The 14,357-nt window shown below is 73.2% G+C and carries 13 protein-coding genes; 3 read left to right on the top strand and 10 right to left on the bottom strand.

The window, feature by feature from the left end; all coding sequences use genetic code 11:
* Positions 1–24: 24 nt before the first annotated feature.
* Positions 25–912 (bottom strand): oxygenase MpaB family protein, encoded by an 888-nt coding sequence (locus B9S64_RS00505; protein ID WP_109491927.1) that lies wholly within the window; start codon positions 910–912, stop codon positions 25–27.
* Between the two features lie 336 nt (positions 913–1,248).
* Between B9S64_RS00505 and B9S64_RS00515 the strand changes: the two genes are divergently transcribed.
* On the top strand, positions 1,249–1,743 hold the full coding sequence (locus tag B9S64_RS00515) for a hypothetical protein (RefSeq protein ID WP_103491185.1): 495 nt from the start codon (positions 1,249–1,251) through the stop codon (positions 1,741–1,743).
* A 7-nt stretch (positions 1,744–1,750) separates the two neighbouring features.
* On the opposite strand, the gene B9S64_RS00520 is transcribed toward B9S64_RS00515, so the two are convergent.
* Positions 1,751–2,908, bottom strand: coding sequence for a methyltransferase (locus tag B9S64_RS00520; protein WP_103491184.1), 1,158 nt, complete (start codon positions 2,906–2,908; stop codon positions 1,751–1,753).
* A gap of 99 nt (positions 2,909–3,007) precedes the next feature.
* Positions 3,008–3,220: a hypothetical protein gene (locus tag B9S64_RS00525; RefSeq protein WP_103491183.1), complete on the bottom strand. Its 213-nt coding sequence runs from the start codon at positions 3,218–3,220 to the stop codon at positions 3,008–3,010.
* 239 nt (positions 3,221–3,459) lie between these two features.
* Between B9S64_RS00525 and B9S64_RS00530 the strand changes: the two genes are divergently transcribed.
* Together B9S64_RS00530 and B9S64_RS00535 are read left to right on the top strand one after the other, a co-directional pair.
* Positions 3,460–4,263: an endonuclease I family protein gene (locus B9S64_RS00530; protein WP_103491182.1), complete on the top strand. Its 804-nt coding sequence runs from the start codon at positions 3,460–3,462 to the stop codon at positions 4,261–4,263.
* Positions 4,264–4,464: 201 nt separating this feature from the next.
* A complete protein-coding gene (locus B9S64_RS00535) occupies positions 4,465–5,580 on the top strand; it encodes a chemotaxis protein (RefSeq protein ID WP_103491181.1) in 1,116 nt (371 codons plus the stop codon).
* Between the two features lie 85 nt (positions 5,581–5,665).
* Here the strand turns inward: B9S64_RS00535 and B9S64_RS00540 are convergent, their stop codons facing one another.
* From B9S64_RS00540 to B9S64_RS00570, 7 genes are all read right to left on the bottom strand, one after another.
* The gene (locus B9S64_RS00540) at positions 5,666–8,035 is read right to left on the bottom strand and encodes a phosphoketolase (protein ID WP_103491180.1); all 2,370 of its coding nucleotides are present in this window, start codon (positions 8,033–8,035) and stop codon (positions 5,666–5,668) included.
* Positions 8,036–8,044: 9 nt separating this feature from the next.
* The gene (locus B9S64_RS00545; RefSeq protein ID WP_103491179.1) at positions 8,045–9,463 is read right to left on the bottom strand and encodes an NADP-dependent succinic semialdehyde dehydrogenase; all 1,419 of its coding nucleotides are present in this window, start codon (positions 9,461–9,463) and stop codon (positions 8,045–8,047) included.
* Between the two features lie 143 nt (positions 9,464–9,606).
* Positions 9,607–10,068, bottom strand: coding sequence for an ATP-binding protein (locus B9S64_RS00550; protein ID WP_103491178.1), 462 nt, complete (start codon positions 10,066–10,068; stop codon positions 9,607–9,609).
* A gap of 144 nt (positions 10,069–10,212) precedes the next feature.
* Complete coding sequence (locus B9S64_RS00555) at positions 10,213–12,300, bottom strand: xanthine dehydrogenase family protein molybdopterin-binding subunit (protein ID WP_103491177.1); 2,088 nt, start codon at positions 12,298–12,300, stop codon at positions 10,213–10,215.
* A gap of 42 nt (positions 12,301–12,342) precedes the next feature.
* Positions 12,343–13,341, bottom strand: a complete 999-nt coding sequence (locus tag B9S64_RS00560) for a xanthine dehydrogenase family protein subunit M (RefSeq protein ID WP_103491176.1) — start codon at positions 13,339–13,341, stop codon at positions 12,343–12,345.
* Complete coding sequence (locus tag B9S64_RS00565) at positions 13,338–13,910, bottom strand: 2Fe-2S iron-sulfur cluster-binding protein (protein WP_103491175.1); 573 nt, start codon at positions 13,908–13,910, stop codon at positions 13,338–13,340. Before B9S64_RS00565 ends, B9S64_RS00560 begins: the two co-directional genes overlap by 4 nt.
* 40 nt (positions 13,911–13,950) lie before the next feature.
* Positions 13,951–14,346: a hypothetical protein gene (locus B9S64_RS00570; RefSeq protein ID WP_103491174.1), complete on the bottom strand. Its 396-nt coding sequence runs from the start codon at positions 14,344–14,346 to the stop codon at positions 13,951–13,953.
* Between the last annotated feature and the right edge of the window lie 11 nt (positions 14,347–14,357).

Consider the following 14,357-nt stretch of genomic DNA (forward strand, 5'->3'; position numbering starts at 1 on the left):
CAGTCGCCCCCGTCGTGTCGCCTACTACCGCTGCGCCCTCCCCGGCCCGTCCAGTATGGCCGCCTGTCTGCGGAGTTTGTACGGGGAGGGGCGGCTGCCGCGGCCGAGTCGCGCCATCGCCTTCGCGACGTGGCCGGGCGGCAGGCGCCGTCTCAGGGGCGCGGGGACGCGGCGCAGGGCCGTCCCGGCGGCGCGCAGACGGCGGTCGACGGCGGCGCGGGGCGGCGCGGGCCTGCCGTAGAGCTCGTGGGCGTACGGAGGCAGGGAGTCGTAGGCGAGTGCCGCCACCCGCCGCCACAGCAGGGCGCGCGCCGGGACCAGTGCGGCGGGGACGGGCGGGTCGCGCAGGAAGTCGTCGACCTCCCGGGCGTCCGGCCCGGCGGCGAGTTGGGGCCGTATGCCGGTGAAGTAGGCCTCCATCTCCGCCGTGGTGGCCGGTACGGCGGACGGGTCGAGGCCGACCATGCGTGCGGCCTCGCGCTGCTCGTCGATGTAGCGGTCGGCCTGGGCGTCGGTGAGCGGGAGGCCTGAGCGGCGCTCGACCTGGAGGTAGGAGTCGGCCTCGGCGCAGTGCACCCAGAGCAGCAGGTCCGGTTCACCGATGCCGTAGGTCTCGCCGGTGAGCGGATCGGTGGCCGTCAGGAGGCGGTGTATCGTGCGGACGCGCGCGCCGTACTTCTCGGCGTCCCGGGTGGTGGCGTAGGTGAGGGTGCCGACGAAGTCGGCGGTGCGCATCAGCCGCCCCCAGGCGTCCTCGCGGAAGTCGGAGTTCTCCATCACCCCGCGCACGGCGCGGGGATGGAGGGCCTGGAGGTAGAGGGCGCGCACACCGGCGATCCACATCATGGGGTCCGCGTGCATCTGCCAGGTGACGGACCGTGGTCCGAACAGTCCCACGTCTGTTTCGCTCATCGGCTCGTACCTTCCGCTCGGCGGTGGAACGGGCAGGCCGGACGGCCCGGTCGGACCGGGGTGTGGTCGTGCTCGCCGGACGCCGCCTCCTAGGTCGTGTTTCGAAAGTAGCGCCGTCCGCCCGGAGGGCGGGGCCCGCGGCGTCCGGTGCGTGCGATCGCAAGGCGGAGGATCGCCCTCGTACTGGACGTACTCGGGCGACTCCGACAACGCGGCGAGCGCGCGTGCCGGGCGTCGCAGGCCAGGCGGGACTTTCGAAACACGCCCTAGTATGGCGCCCCGGCGCCGGCGGATGCGGACGGCGACGGTGCGCGGGACGGGGAGGGGTGGACAGGCGTGCCCAGATGGGGGCTGATCGTCGAGCAGAACCTGTGGTACGGCAAGGGGCAGATGTGGTCGGTCGAAGTGCTGGACCACGTGGACGGGACCCGGCAGGAGGCGCTCGACGTGCTCCGGGCGCGGGCCGAGCGGTTCCAGCCGTTCCATCCCGCCAACCCGGAGCGGCGGTTCCTCTACCAGGAGGCGGAGGGGTTCCTCCTGGTCGTCAAGGGCGTCTGGCGGACGTTCCACTGCCGTTTCAAGGTCGCCGAGCAGGTGTACGACAGCGACCCGCCCGAGACCCCGGCCGACGACGACCAGGCCGACGCCTCGGCCGAGGTCGCGCCCGAACCCCTGCCCGGGCCCTCCCGGCCGGTCCGGAAGAGGCGGCGACTCGGAGTGGACCGCGCACCGCGCGGACGTGCCCCGGAACCGGATCCCGGCCCGCCTCCCGCCTGGGACACGGAGGTGCCCGAGGTGCCGTCCTGGCTGGGGCGCGACGACCTGCCCTGAGCCCCGCTCAGCGCCGGACGGCCCGCAGCACCACGAACTTCGGGTCACCCGCCACGGTGGCGCAGTTACCGAAGATCCTCCGGAGCCGGATGTGGTGGCCCAGGTGCCGGTTGCCGACGACCCAGAGTTCACCGCCGGGGCGCAGGGCGGCGCAGGCCCCCTGGAACATGGTCCGGGCGGTCGCGTCGGTGACCGCCTGGTGCGAGTGGAAGGGCGGGTTGCACAGGACGAGGTCCACGCTCGCCGGCGGTACGTCCGCGAGGGCGTCGCCGACGACGAAGCGGGCCTCCGCGCCGGGGGGCGCACTGGCCCGGAAGGTCTCCTCGGCGGAGGCGACCGCCTGGTACGACTCGTCGAGGAAGGTGAGGGATGCCTCCGGGTTGCCGAGCGCGGCCGCCGTGCCCACCACGCCGTTGCCGCAGCCGAGGTCGACGACACGGTCGGGACCGGTCCGCTCGGGCAGGTGCTCCAGGAAGAAGCGGGTGCCGATGTCCAGGCGGTCGGCGCAGAAGATCCCGGCGTGGTTGGTGACGGTCCGCCCCGACATCGCACCGATCCCGTCGGGCAGCTCGTAGCGGTACGGCCAGGGGCTGGGGGCCGTGGGCAGCGCCGGATCGGGGGTGCAGTGGATGAGCCGGGCCTTCTTCACCGCGAGGGAGGTGCGGGTGGGTCCGACGATCCGCTCGAAGAGCCGGAGGGTGGAGGTGTGGATCTCCTTCACCATGCCGGTGCCGGTCACGACGCTTCCGGCGTGCAGTGCGGGGGCGAGCCGGTGCAGCTGGTCCTCCAGGAGCGCCAGGCTCTTGGGCACCCGTACGAGCAGGGTGTCGATGCGCTCCGGCGGGGTGTCCCGCGTCGACAGGATCCGCACCGCGTCCGGATCGGCGCCGTTGCGGGCGAGGTTGGCGCGGGTGGCCCGCCGCGCGAGGTAGGAATCGGTGATCTGTACGGGGTGGTGCCCGGCGAGGGCCGTGGCCAGGGCGCCCCAGCGGTCGCCCAGCACCACGACGGTTCCGGTCAGGGGGACCGGCTCCTCGTCCACGGTGCCCGCCGTCCGCCGCAGCAGGTACTCGTCCGCCGCGTCCCAGGCGCGGAGCCGGTCGCGGTGGTCCTCGGGAAAGCGGGCGAGCTCGAACACGCCTTGTGACGTCGTCAAACGGTTCATATCGCGTTCAGGCTAGCCGAGGCGCGGGGAGCCTTCGACGGCTCCCCGCCCCGGTTCGGTCAAGGTGGCCGCCTCCCCGTCAAGGAAGCCGCCTCCCCGTCATGGAAGCCGCTTCTCCACGGCCGCCCGGCCCTCCTCGGCCAGCGTGCGCTCGGCCCATCGGAGGTTCTCCGGGGTCAGGTCCCGCCCCGAGGCGAGGACCAGGTCCTCCGGGGTCGGCTGGTCGTGGCCGCCGGTGTGCAGCAGCCGGTCGGGGGTCACGTCCCGCGCGTCCGGCGCGGATGCGGATGTGGATTCGGGCTCTTCGCTCATACCGCCTCCTCGTCCTTGCGGCAATTCTCGCTCCCCGCGGAGGTCGCCGCATCCGAGGGCGGGAGGCGCGCGGAGAGGTATCACCTGACTTGCACATGATAAATACGCAACGTTCACACGGTGGCACCCCGCGTGTGCGAGGCTCCCGGCTGACCAGCCAACGACCGGCCACCCGGCACCGCTCCCCCACGCACCCCGGTGGCGGCGGAGCGGGCCCCGCTTGGGAGAGGACACCCCACATGTCCGTCCGTCGCCGCATCTACGCGCGTCCACTACTCGCGACCGCCACCTCGATCGCCGTGCTCACCGGCGTCGCGGCCTCCGCCGCGCCGGCCACCGCGGCCCCCGCAGCCGTCCTCGACGACACCTACTACCAGGACGCCCTCGGCAAGACCGGCGCGGCCCTGAAGAGCTCACTGCACACCATCGTCAGCGATCAGAGCACGCTCACGTACGCCCAGGTCTGGGACGCCCTCAAGGCCACCGACGAGGACCCGGCCAACTCCTCCAACGTGATCCTCCTGTACACCGGCCGCTCGCAGTCGAAGAACGAGAACGGCGGCAGCACCGGGGAATGGAACCGGGAGCACGTCTGGGCCAAGTCGCACGGGAACTTCGGCACCGCGACCGGTCCCGGTACCGACATCCACCACCTGCGCCCCACGGACGTCCAGGTCAACTCGATCCGCGGCAACAAGGACTTCGACGAAGGCGGCAGCGCCGTCTCCGGCGCGCCGGGCAACTACACGGACGGCGACTCCTTCGAGCCCCGCGACGCCGTCAAGGGCGACGTGGCCCGGATGATCCTCTACATGGCCGTGCGGTACGAGGGCGACGACGCCTTCGCCGACCTGGAGCCCAACGACAAGGTGAGCAACGGCTCGGCGCCGAACATCGGCCGGCTCTCCGTCCTGAAGCGGTGGAGCCAGGAGGACCCGCCGGACAGCTTCGAGAAGAAGCGCAACGACGTCATATTCGAGCGGTTCCAGCACAACCGGAACCCGTTTATCGACCACCCGGAGTGGGTCGAGGCCATCTGGTAGGCGTCCCGCCGGCACGGGCCGGGTCCGCCGGGGCGCACTCCCCGGCGGACCCGGCCCGCCCGTGCGCCCGGCACCGACGAGCCGGACCGAATAATTCGCCCGGATAAGGATCAAACGGTATGAATTGACTCGTTGAGCTCCCCGCTCCTCACCCCGGGGCGGGCTCAGTACCGCGGACCCCGAGCCCTCCGGGAGGGAACGATGGATACGGACGCCCTGACCTCCGGCACCTTGCAGAAACTTCGGGCGACCAGGCCCTATCCCGCGCTGTCCCTGACGATGCCGACCCACCGCCGGGCGCCGGACAACACCCAGGACGCCGTACGGCTGCGCAATCTGCTGGCGGAGGCGGGCAGCCGGCTGGACGCCGACCCCCGGGTGAGCCGCGAGGCACGGGACGCCGTGAAGGCTCAGCTGGACCGCGCGGCCGCCGACATCGACCCGCGCCGTGCCCTGGAGTCCCTGGTCGTCCTGGCCGACGCGGACGAGTACCAGATCTGGCAGGTGCCACGCACCGCCCCCGAGCGCGTCGTCCTCAGCGACTCCTACCTCACCCGCAACCTGGTCGCGGCGAAGGCGGGGGCCCGGCTGTTCTGGGTGCTGAGCTTCTCCGCCGATCACGCGGCGCTCTGGTCGGGGACGAACGAGGGCCTGCGGCCGGTGAAGGACCACGGCTTCCCGCTGAGTCCTCCGCACCAGAACTTCGACCCGGAGCGCCAGGCCCGGAGCGGCGACGCGCCGAGCATCTACACCGACGAGGACACCCGCAACTTCTTCCGCACGGTGGACGACACCCTGCGCGGGGTGCTGGCCGCGGAGCCCCGGCCGCTGTTCCTGGTCGGTCTGCCGCAGGCGCTCTCCCTGCTCGAAGACGTCGGCGACCACGCGCGGTCGGCCACCTGCACGGTCCCGAAGGGGACGACGGCGGAGACGACGGCGCCCGAACTGGCCAGGGAGCTGGAGCCGGCGCTGGCGGAATGGCGCGAGCAGGGTGTCGCGGCCGTCCGGGGCAGGCTGGACACCGCCCGTGGTGCCAAGACCTTCGCGGGCGGGCTCGACGAGGTGTGGGCGGCCGCCGGAGAGGGCCGCGTCGCCCTCGTCGCGGTGGAGGAGCACTTCCAGCGGACGGTCAGGGTGGCCGAAGGCCATCTGGAGGCGGTCGATCCGGCGGACGTGACGCCGGGCGACGAGGGGGTCCGCGAGGACATCGTGGACGAACTCGTCGAGACGGTGCTGGACAACGGCGGCGAGGTGGCGTTCGTCGCCGACGACTCCCTCGCCGACCACGGGCGCGTCGCCGCGGTGCTGCGCTTCTGACCGAGTGCCGCCCCCGTCCCGGACACGGGACACGCCTCGGCCGGACCGCTGATCGGCGGTCCGGCTGAGGCGTGTCCGGGACCGGTCAGCCCTCCCAGGTCCAGTCGGCCACCTCAGGCAGGTCGGTGCCGTGCGTCCGGATCCAGTCGTGGTGCCGGCCGCGTACGTCCGCCATGGCCTGGCGTACGGCGACGGCGCGCACCCCCAGCCCCGGCACCCGGTCGATCACGTCCATGACCAGCCGGTAGCGGTCCAGGTCGTTGCGGAGCACCATGTCGAACGGTGTTGTGGTCGTGCCCTCCTCCTTGTAGCCCCGTACATGCAGATGCGCGTGCCCGGCCCGGCGGTACGCGAGCCGGTGCACCAGCCACGGATAGCCGTGGTAGGCGAAGATCACCGGCTTGTCCCGGGTGAACAGGGCGTCGTACTCCGCGTCCGGCATCCCGTGCGGATGCTCCTCGCGGGGCAGCAGCCGGGCCATGTCGACCACGTTGACCACCCGCACGGCGAGTTCCGGCAGGTGGCGCCGGAGCAGACCGGCCGCGGCCATCGTCTCCAGGGTGGGTACGTCTCCGGCGCAGGCGAGCACGACGTCCGGCTCGCGGCCGCCGTCCTCGGTGCCGGCCCATTCCCACACGCCGGCACCGCGGGCGCAGTGGGCGCGCGCCTGGTCGAGGGTGAGCCAGTCGAAGCTGGGCTGCTTGCCGGCGACGACGACGTTGACGTAGTCGCGGCTGGCCAGGACGTGTTCGGCGGTGGAGAGCAGGGTGTTGGTGTCCGGCGGCAGGTAGACCCGGACGACCTCGGGCGACTTGTTGAGGATGTGGTCCACGAAGCCGGGGTCCTGGTGCGAGAAGCCGTTGTGGTCCTGGCGCCAGACGTGCGAGGTGAGCAGGTAGTTGAGGGAGGCGATGGGGCGGCGCCAGGCCAGCCGCCGCGAGGTGCGCAGCCACTTGATGTGCTGGTTGACCATCGAGTCGACGATGTGGGCGAAGGCCTCGTACGAGGAGAACAGGCCGTGCCGCCCGGTGAGCAGATAGCCCTCCAGCCAGCCCTGGCACAGGTGCTCGGAGAGCACCTCCATCACCCTGCCGTCCCGGGAGAGGTGTTCGTCGGTGGGCAGGGTGGCGGCCTGCCAGGCCTTGCCGGTGGCGCCGTAGAGCGCGCCGAGGCGGTTGGACGCGGTCTCGTCGGGGCCGACGACGCGGAAGTCCCGTCGCCCGGCGGTCGCGGCCATGACGTCTTCCAGCAGGCCGCCCAGGACCCGGGTGGGCTCGTGCATGACCGTGCCGGGACCGTCGACGCGTACGGCGTGCTCCTCCAGCGGCGGGACGGGCAGCGTGCGCAGGAGCAGCCCGCCGTTGGCGTACGGGGTGGCGCCGAGGCGGAAGGTGCCCTCGGGCACCCAGCGCAGCACGGCCTCGGTGGGCCGGCCGTCGGAATCGAAGAGTTCCCCGGGACGGTAGGAGCGCATCCACTCCTCCAGCTCGCGCAGGTGGCCCGGGTTGTCCCGGACGCCGGGGAGCGGCACCTGGTGGGCGCGCCAGGTGCCTTCGACGGGGACGCCGTCCACCTCCTTGGGACCGGTCCAGCCCTTGGGGGTGCGCAGCACGATCATCGGCCAGCGCGGGCGTACGGTCGCGCCCTCGGTGCGGGCGGCGCGCTGGTGGCCGGCGATCCGGTCGAGGGCGAGGTCCATGGCGGCGGCGAGCGCGCGGTGCACGGCCTCGGGCTCGTCGCCCTCGACGTGGATCGGTTCGTGTCCGTATCCCCGCAGCAGGGCGTCGAGTTCGTCCTCGGGCAGCCGGGCCAGGACGGTGGGGTTGGCGATCTTGTAGCCGTTGAGGTGCAGGATCGGCAGGACCGCGCCGTCGTGGACGGGGTCGAGGAACTTGTTGGAGTGCCAGGACGCCGCGAGCGGCCCGGTCTCGGCCTCGCCGTCGCCGATCACGCAGGCCACGAGCAGTTCGGGGTGGTCGAAGGCGGCGCCGTAGGCGTGTGTGAGCGCATAGCCCAGCTCCCCGCCCTCGTGGATGGAGCCCGGGGTCTCCGGGGCGACGTGGCTGGGCACCCCGCCGGGGAAGGAGAACTGCTTGAACAGCGCGCCCATGCCGGCCGCGTCCCGGCCGATGTCGGGGTACGTCTCGGTGTAGCTGCCCTCCAGCCACGCGTTGGCGAGCACGGCCGGTCCGCCGTGGCCGGGGCCCCAGACGCACAGGGCGCGCAGGCCGCGTTCCTTGATCACCCGGTTGAGGTGGGTGTGGACCAGGTTCAGTCCGGGTGAGGTGCCCCAGTGGCCGAGCAGACGGGGTTTGATGTGCTCGGGCGCGAGGGTCTCGGTCAGGAGCGGGTTGGCCATCAGGTAGATCTGGCCGACGGCCAGGTAGTTGGCGGCCCGCCAGTGCGCGTCGAGGGCGTCGAGGTCCGGTCCGGAGAGCGCGGAGGTGGTGGTCATCTGCGTCTCCTAGCGGGGGTCGGAGCCGGGGCCGTACCAGACGGTGGTGGCGTTGCAGAACTCGCGGATGCCGTGCCCGGCCAGCTCGCGCCCGTAGCCGGAGCGCTTGATCCCGCCGAAGGGCAGTGCGGGGTGGGAGGCGGTCATGCCGTTGAAGAAGACACCGCCGGCCTCCAGGTCGCGCACGCAGCGGTCCATCTCGCCCTGGTCGCGGGTCCATACGTTGGAACTCAGCCCGAAGGAGGTGTCGTTGGCGAGGTCCAGGGCCTCGTCGAGGTCCGCGGCCCGGTAGAGGGTGGCGACCGGGCCGAACGTCTCCTCCCGGTGGACGCGCATGCCGGGGGTGACGCCGGTCAGGACGGTCGGTTCGTAGAACCAGCCGTGTTCGAGCCCGCCGCCCAGGGTCGGGGGCCGGCGGCCCCCGCAGAGGACGGTGGCGCCCTGCCCGACCGCGTCGTCGACCAGTTCCTCCAGGTCGGCCCGGCCCCGCTCGCTGGAGAGCGGTCCCACGTCGGTGGCCTCCTGGAGGGGGTCGCCGACGGTCAGGGCGCCCATCGCGGCGGTGAAGCGCTCGGCGAACGCGTCGTACACGTCGGTGTGGACGATGAAACGCTTCGCCGCGATGCAGGACTGCCCATTGTTCTGTACGCGGGCGGTGACCGCGGTGGCGGCGGCCTTCGCGACGTCGGCGCTCGGCAGGACGAGGAAGGGGTCGCTGCCGCCGAGTTCGAGCACGGTCTTCTTGATCTCGTCGCCCGCCACGGAGGCGACCGAGCGGCCGGCCGGTTCGCTGCCGGTGAGCGTCGCGGCGGCGATCCGGGGGTCGCGCAGGATCGCCTCGACGGCGCCGGAGCCGATCAGGAGTGTCTGGAAGCAGCCGTCGGAAAATCCGGCCCGGCCGAAGAGGTCACCGAGGTACAGGGCGGTCTGCGGGACGTTGGAGGCGTGCTTGAGAAGGGCGGTGTTACCGGCCATGAGAGCGGGTGCGGCGAAGCGCACGACCTGCCAGAGCGGGAAGTTCCACGGCATCACGGCCAGGACGGTGCCCAGCGGGCGGTAGCGCACCAGGGCCCTGGACGCCCCGGAGTCCTCGACGTCGGCCTGGTCGGGGTGTTCGTCGGCGAGGAGGCGCTCGGCGTGGGCGGCGTACCAGCGCATCGCCTTGGCGCACTTGGCGGCCTCCGCGCGGGCGGCCGCGAGCGGCTTGCCCATCTCGGTGGTCATGGTGCGGGCGATCTCCGGCCGGTCCTCGTCGAGAAGGTCGGCCGCCCGGTTCAGCAGACGGGCCCGGTCGGCGAAGCCGGTGGTGCGGTAGGTGCGGAACGCGCGGGCGGCGGCGGAGATCCGCTGCTCGATCTCCTTCTCGCCGTGCGCGTCGAACGTCCTGAGCGTCTCGCCGTTCGCGGGGTTGACCGTCGCGATGGGCATGGCTGTGGCCTCCTTGCATCGGTTCTTCGACCGTGCCGCGCCGCGCCCTGCCGCGCAACGCAACGCGGCCCCGTGGTGCGCGTACCCGGCCGGTGCGGATCATGCGTGCGCGGGGCACGCGGTCCGCACCGGCCGGGCCCGGCTCACACGAGTGCGGCCTCCGGCCGGCTCCGGGAGGTGAGGCCGGCGGGCAGCGGCGCCCACGGCGGCAGCCCGGTGGGACGTGGGGTCGGCGCGTAACGCGTGAACCACACGACTTTGCCGTCCGGGGTCCGGCAGGTGCCCCAGCTGTCGCTGAGGGCCATGACGCGGCTCAGGCCGCCTCCCCCGCCGTGCGGCAGCCGGGGCATCCGGGCGTCGCCGTCGGCCACGGAGACCGTGAGCTGCCGGCCGCTCCAGCGGAGTTCGACGACGCACCGGGCGCCCTCGCCGACGTGCCGCCGGACGTTCGTCAGGAGTTCCTCCGTGGCCCGGCACACGGGCCGGACCTGCAGATCGAGGTTCCAGTGACGAAGGTGCGCGGCGACGATGCGCCGCAGTTGGGAAACGCGCTCTGCCGACACCTGCAGTTCGGCCAGATAGTGCCGGTCGAGTGGAACGGTCATCGTCGAGGCTCCTCATCGCGAGGCCCACGTACTTCACCCCGTCGAACCAACGACCCCCGAGCACGAAGCGTGAGCAGTGATCACTTCTGGGTCACTCCTCAGGGTGACCCGAGGGGGCCGTTCGCGCAACCGCGGGGCGCCGGGTCACAGGTACGGGAGCAGGGTGTCGGGGGTGATCGGGAGGGAGCGCGGCCGGGCGCCGGTGGCGTGCCGTACGGCGTTGCCGAGGGCGGCCGCCGTGCCGACGATGCCGATCTCCCCGATGCCCTTGCTGCCCATGGGGTTGAGGTGGTGGTCGTCCTCGTCGATCCAGTGGGCCTGAAGGTCCGTCACGTCCGCGCAGACCGGGACGTGGTAGGAGGCGAGGTCGTGCTCCGCGTAGTCACCGAAGAGGGGGTCCATGGTGCTGCCCTCGGTGAGTGCCATGCCCAGGCCCATGGTCATGCCGCCGATGAACTGGGAGCGCGCGGTACGGGCGTTGAGGATGCGTCCGGCGGCGAAGACGCCGAGCATCCGGCGGACCCGGACCTCGCCGGTGTGGGTGTCGACGGCCACCTCGGCGAAGTGGGCGCCGAAGGCGTGCCGGGCGAAGGGCGAGGCGGCGGTCTCCTTCTCGTTGCCGGCGGTGGCGGTGACGCCCTCGGGGGGTACGGTGCCGCCCTCGGCCAGCCGGTGCGCCAGGGCGGTGGCGGCGTGGTGCACCGCGCTCCCCCAGGAGGCCGTGCCCGAGGACCCTCCGGCGACCGAGCCGGGCGGCAGGTCGCTGTCACCGATCTCGACGCGCACGTTCTCCTGCGGGGTGCCCAGGGCGGCGGCGGCGATCTGGCCGATCACGGTGCGCGCGCCGGTGCCGATGTCGGTGGCGTTCACCCGGACGGTGTACGAGCCGTCCGGTGCGGCATGCGCGGAGGCGGCCGAGGGCGACACCAGGACGGGGTAGGTCGCCGACGCCATGCCGGTGCCCAGGAGCCACCGCCCCTCCTGCCGGGCGGCGGGCTGCGGGTCCCTGTCGTACCAGCGGAAGAGCCGGGCGCCCTCGTGCAGGCAGCCGGCGAGCCCGCGGCTGCTGAAGGGGCGCCCGCTGTCGGGCTCGACGGCCGGTTCGTTGCGCAGCCGCAGCTCGACGGGGTCGATGCCCAGGGCGCACGCCAGCTCGTCCATGGCCGACTCCAGGGCGTACATCCCGGGGGCCTCCCCCGGCGCGCGCATCCAGGACGGGGTGGGCACGTCGAGGGCGACCACGCGGTGCGCGGTGCCGCTGTGCGGCGAGGCGTACATGACGCGGGCGGGGACGGCGGCCTGTTCGACGAACTCCTTGATCCGGGAGGTCTGGGTGGCGACCTCGTGGGACACCGCTCGGAGCACGCCGTCGCGGTCGGCTCCGAGCCGGACGCGCTGGATGGTGGGGGCGCGGTGCCCGACGAGCGCGGGCATGTGCCGCCGGGACAGGGCGATGTGGACGGGCCGCCCGGTGAGGCGGGCGGCCATGGCGGCCAGGACGGCCTGGGGGCGTGTGGTGCCCTTGGAGCCGAAGCCGCCGCCGACGTGTTCGGAGACGACGGTGACCCGGTCGCGGTCGAGTCCGAAGGCCTGGGCGAGGGAGTCGCGCACCGTGGTGGAGCCCTGGCTGGAGTCGTGGACGGTCAGGTGCCCGTCGGCCCACCAGGCGGTCGAGGCGTGCGGTTCCATGGGGTGGTTGTGCAGCCCGCCGAGGGTGTAGGTGGCGTCGATGGTGACGGGCGCGGCGGCGAGGGCGGCCTCGGCGTCGCCGCGCTCGCGGACGGCCGGGTAGCCGCCGTTGGCCGTCTCCGGGGTGTACATCCCCGGGTGGTCCCAGGTCAGGACGGTGTCGTGGCCGGCGCTCTCGTACTCGACGCGGACGGCGGCGGCCCCGGCGCGGGCGGCTTCCAGACTGTCGGCGACGACCAGGGCCACCGGCCATCCCCGGTGCGGGACGCGGGTGTTCTGGAGGACCGCGAGCACCGGGTCGTCGGGCTCGCGCAGCCGCGGCGCGTTCTCGTGGGTCAGCACGGTGTGGACGCCCGGCACCGCGAGCGCGTCGGCGGTGCGGACGGCGGTGACGCGCCCCCGTGCGACGGTGGCGGGGACGACACGGCCGTACAGGCGGCCGGCCGGGTGGTACTCGACGGCGTAACGGGCGGTGCCGGTGACCTTCTCCCGGCCCTCGCGGCGGGCGACGGGCGCGCCCAGCGGCTGGGTGGCGTGGCTCATGGCGGAAGTCCTCGGTTCGTGGGGGTGCGCGGGGCGCGGGGGTCAGCCGGACCGGTCCGCCCGGTCGGTCAGCTCGGTGAGTACGCCGACGGCGAGGTTGCGGGCGAGGGCGACCTTGAAGCCGTTGTCGCGCAGCGGCTCGGCGGCGGCCAGTTCGGCATCCGCCGCGCGGGCGAAGGTCTCCTCGGTCGCGGGCGCTCCCCGGAGCACGTCCTCGGCTGCACGGGCCCGCCACGGCCGGTGCGCGAGCCCGCCGAAGGCGAGCGAGGCGTGGGCGACGCGGCCGTCACGTACCGTCAGGACCCCGGCGACGGAGGCCAGCGCGAAGGCGTACGAGGCGCGGTCGCGGGCCTTGCGGTAGAGGGAGACGGCTCCTTCGGGCGCCGGTGGCAGGACGACGTCCACGACCATCTCGCCGGGTCTGACGACGGTGTCCTGGTCGGGGTTGTCGCCGGGCAGGCGGTGGAACTCGGTGGCGGGCACGGCGCGTTCGCCCTCCGGTCCGCGCAGGTGCACGGTGGCGTCCAGCGCGGCGAGGGCGACGGCCATGTCGGAGGGGTTGGTGGCGACGCAGTCCGGCGAGTGGCCGAGGACGGCCAGATCACGGTGGACCCCTTCCCTGGCGGGGCACCCGGAGCCGGGCTGCCGCTTGTTGCAGGGCTTAGAGGTGTCCTGGAAGTAGAGGCACCGGGTGCGCTGGAGCAGGTTCCCGCCGGTGGTGGCGGTGTTGCGCAGTTGCCCGGAGGCTCCGGCCAGCAGGGCCTGCGACAGCGCGGGGTAGCACTCGCGTACGGCGGGGTGGGCGGCGAGGTCGCTGTTGCGTACGGTCGCGCCGATCCGCAGCCCCCCGTCGTCGGTGGGCACCACCCGGTCCAGCGGAAGGCGGCTGACGTCGATGAGCAGTCCGGGCGACTCCACCCCGAGCTTCATCAGGTCGACCAGGTTGGTGCCGCCGCCCAGGAAGCGGGCCTCCGGGCGCTCGGCGCTGACCCGGACGGCTTCGGCGACGGAGCCGGGGCGCAGGTAGGCGAAGGGTCTCACGGGGTCACGTCCTCGATCGCTTCGACGATGCGGGGGTAGGCGCCGCACCGGCAGAGGTTGCCGCTCATCCGCTCGCGGATCTCCTCCGCGTCCAGCGGTACGGGGCCGCCGTCCGCCGCCGTGTCCGGCGGGGTGACGTGGGAGGGGAAGCCGTCCTCGGCCTCGCCGAGCATGCCGAGGGCCGAGCAGATCTGCCCCGGTGTGCAGTAGCCGCACTGGAAGGCGTCGCGCTCCAGGAACGCCTCCTGGAGCGGGTGCGGCCGGTCGCCGTCGGCGAGGCCTTCGATCGTGGTGACGCGCCTGCCGTCCTGGGCAACGGCCAGCAGCAGGCAGCTGTTGGCGCGGCGGCCGTCGACGAGGACCGTGCAGGCGCCGCACTGGCCGTGGTCGCACCCCTTCTTGGCACCGATGAGCCCGAGGTGTTCCCGCAGGGCGTCGAGCAGGGTGGTCCGGTGGTCGAGGGTCAGTTTCCGGTCGCTGCCGTTGATGTGCAGGGTCAGGGTGGAGTGGTCGTCGACGGGCGGTGGCTGTCCGGCGTCCGTGTCGTCGGTCCAGGCGATGGTGTCCATGGGTGCGCGGGTACCTTCCGGGTTCTGTCCGTACGGGGGCTCAGGCGGCGTCGTGGCTCTCCAGCCGCAGCCGGACCTCCTGTTCCTGGTCCCCCGAGGCCGTGCCGACGACCCTCACCGTGAAGGTGTCGGCGAGGCGCCGGCGCAGCCGGTCGACGGCCCAGTAGCCGCCCTGCGCCTCGACGGTCACCGGGCCGGAGAGGCGGGCCGGCACCGCGCCCTCGTGGATCTCGGAGACGTCGACGGTCGCCGTCCACACGGTCGGGCGGACCGTGGACTCTTCCTCGGGGGTGTCGTCCGCCGGGCGGTCGGAGAGGAAGGAGCGGCGCAGTACGTCGAACACGGCCCGCGCGTCCTCCTTCGGGCATCCGGTCACCTCCACCACGACGTCGCCGCTCTCCTGGTGTTCCTGCGCGTGCGGGTCCGGCTTGTTCACCGTGGTTCCTT

This window comes from Streptomyces sp. SM18 (genome assembly GCF_002910775.2).
GTDB classification, from domain to species: domain Bacteria; phylum Actinomycetota; class Actinomycetes; order Streptomycetales; family Streptomycetaceae; genus Streptomyces; species Streptomyces halstedii.

Coding starts and splice junctions, on each gene's coding strand:
- B9S64_RS00505 (WP_109491927.1), bottom strand. CDS start 912: ATGAGCGAAACAGACGTGGGACTGTTCGGACCACGGTCCGTCACCTGG.
- B9S64_RS00520 (WP_103491184.1), bottom strand. CDS start 2,908: ATGAACCGTTTGACGACGTCACAAGGCGTGTTCGAGCTCGCCCGCTTT.
- B9S64_RS00525 (WP_103491183.1), bottom strand. CDS start 3,220: ATGAGCGAAGAGCCCGAATCCACATCCGCATCCGCGCCGGACGCGCGG.
- B9S64_RS00530 (WP_103491182.1), top strand. CDS start 3,460: ATGTCCGTCCGTCGCCGCATCTACGCGCGTCCACTACTCGCGACCGCC.
- B9S64_RS00535 (WP_103491181.1), top strand. CDS start 4,465: ATGGATACGGACGCCCTGACCTCCGGCACCTTGCAGAAACTTCGGGCG.
- B9S64_RS00540 (WP_103491180.1), bottom strand. CDS start 8,035: ATGACCACCACCTCCGCGCTCTCCGGACCGGACCTCGACGCCCTCGAC.
- B9S64_RS00545 (WP_103491179.1), bottom strand. CDS start 9,463: ATGCCCATCGCGACGGTCAACCCCGCGAACGGCGAGACGCTCAGGACG.
- B9S64_RS00550 (WP_103491178.1), bottom strand. CDS start 10,068: ATGACCGTTCCACTCGACCGGCACTATCTGGCCGAACTGCAGGTGTCG.
- B9S64_RS00555 (WP_103491177.1), bottom strand. CDS start 12,300: ATGAGCCACGCCACCCAGCCGCTGGGCGCGCCCGTCGCCCGCCGCGAG.
- B9S64_RS00565 (WP_103491175.1), bottom strand. CDS start 13,910: ATGGACACCATCGCCTGGACCGACGACACGGACGCCGGACAGCCACCG.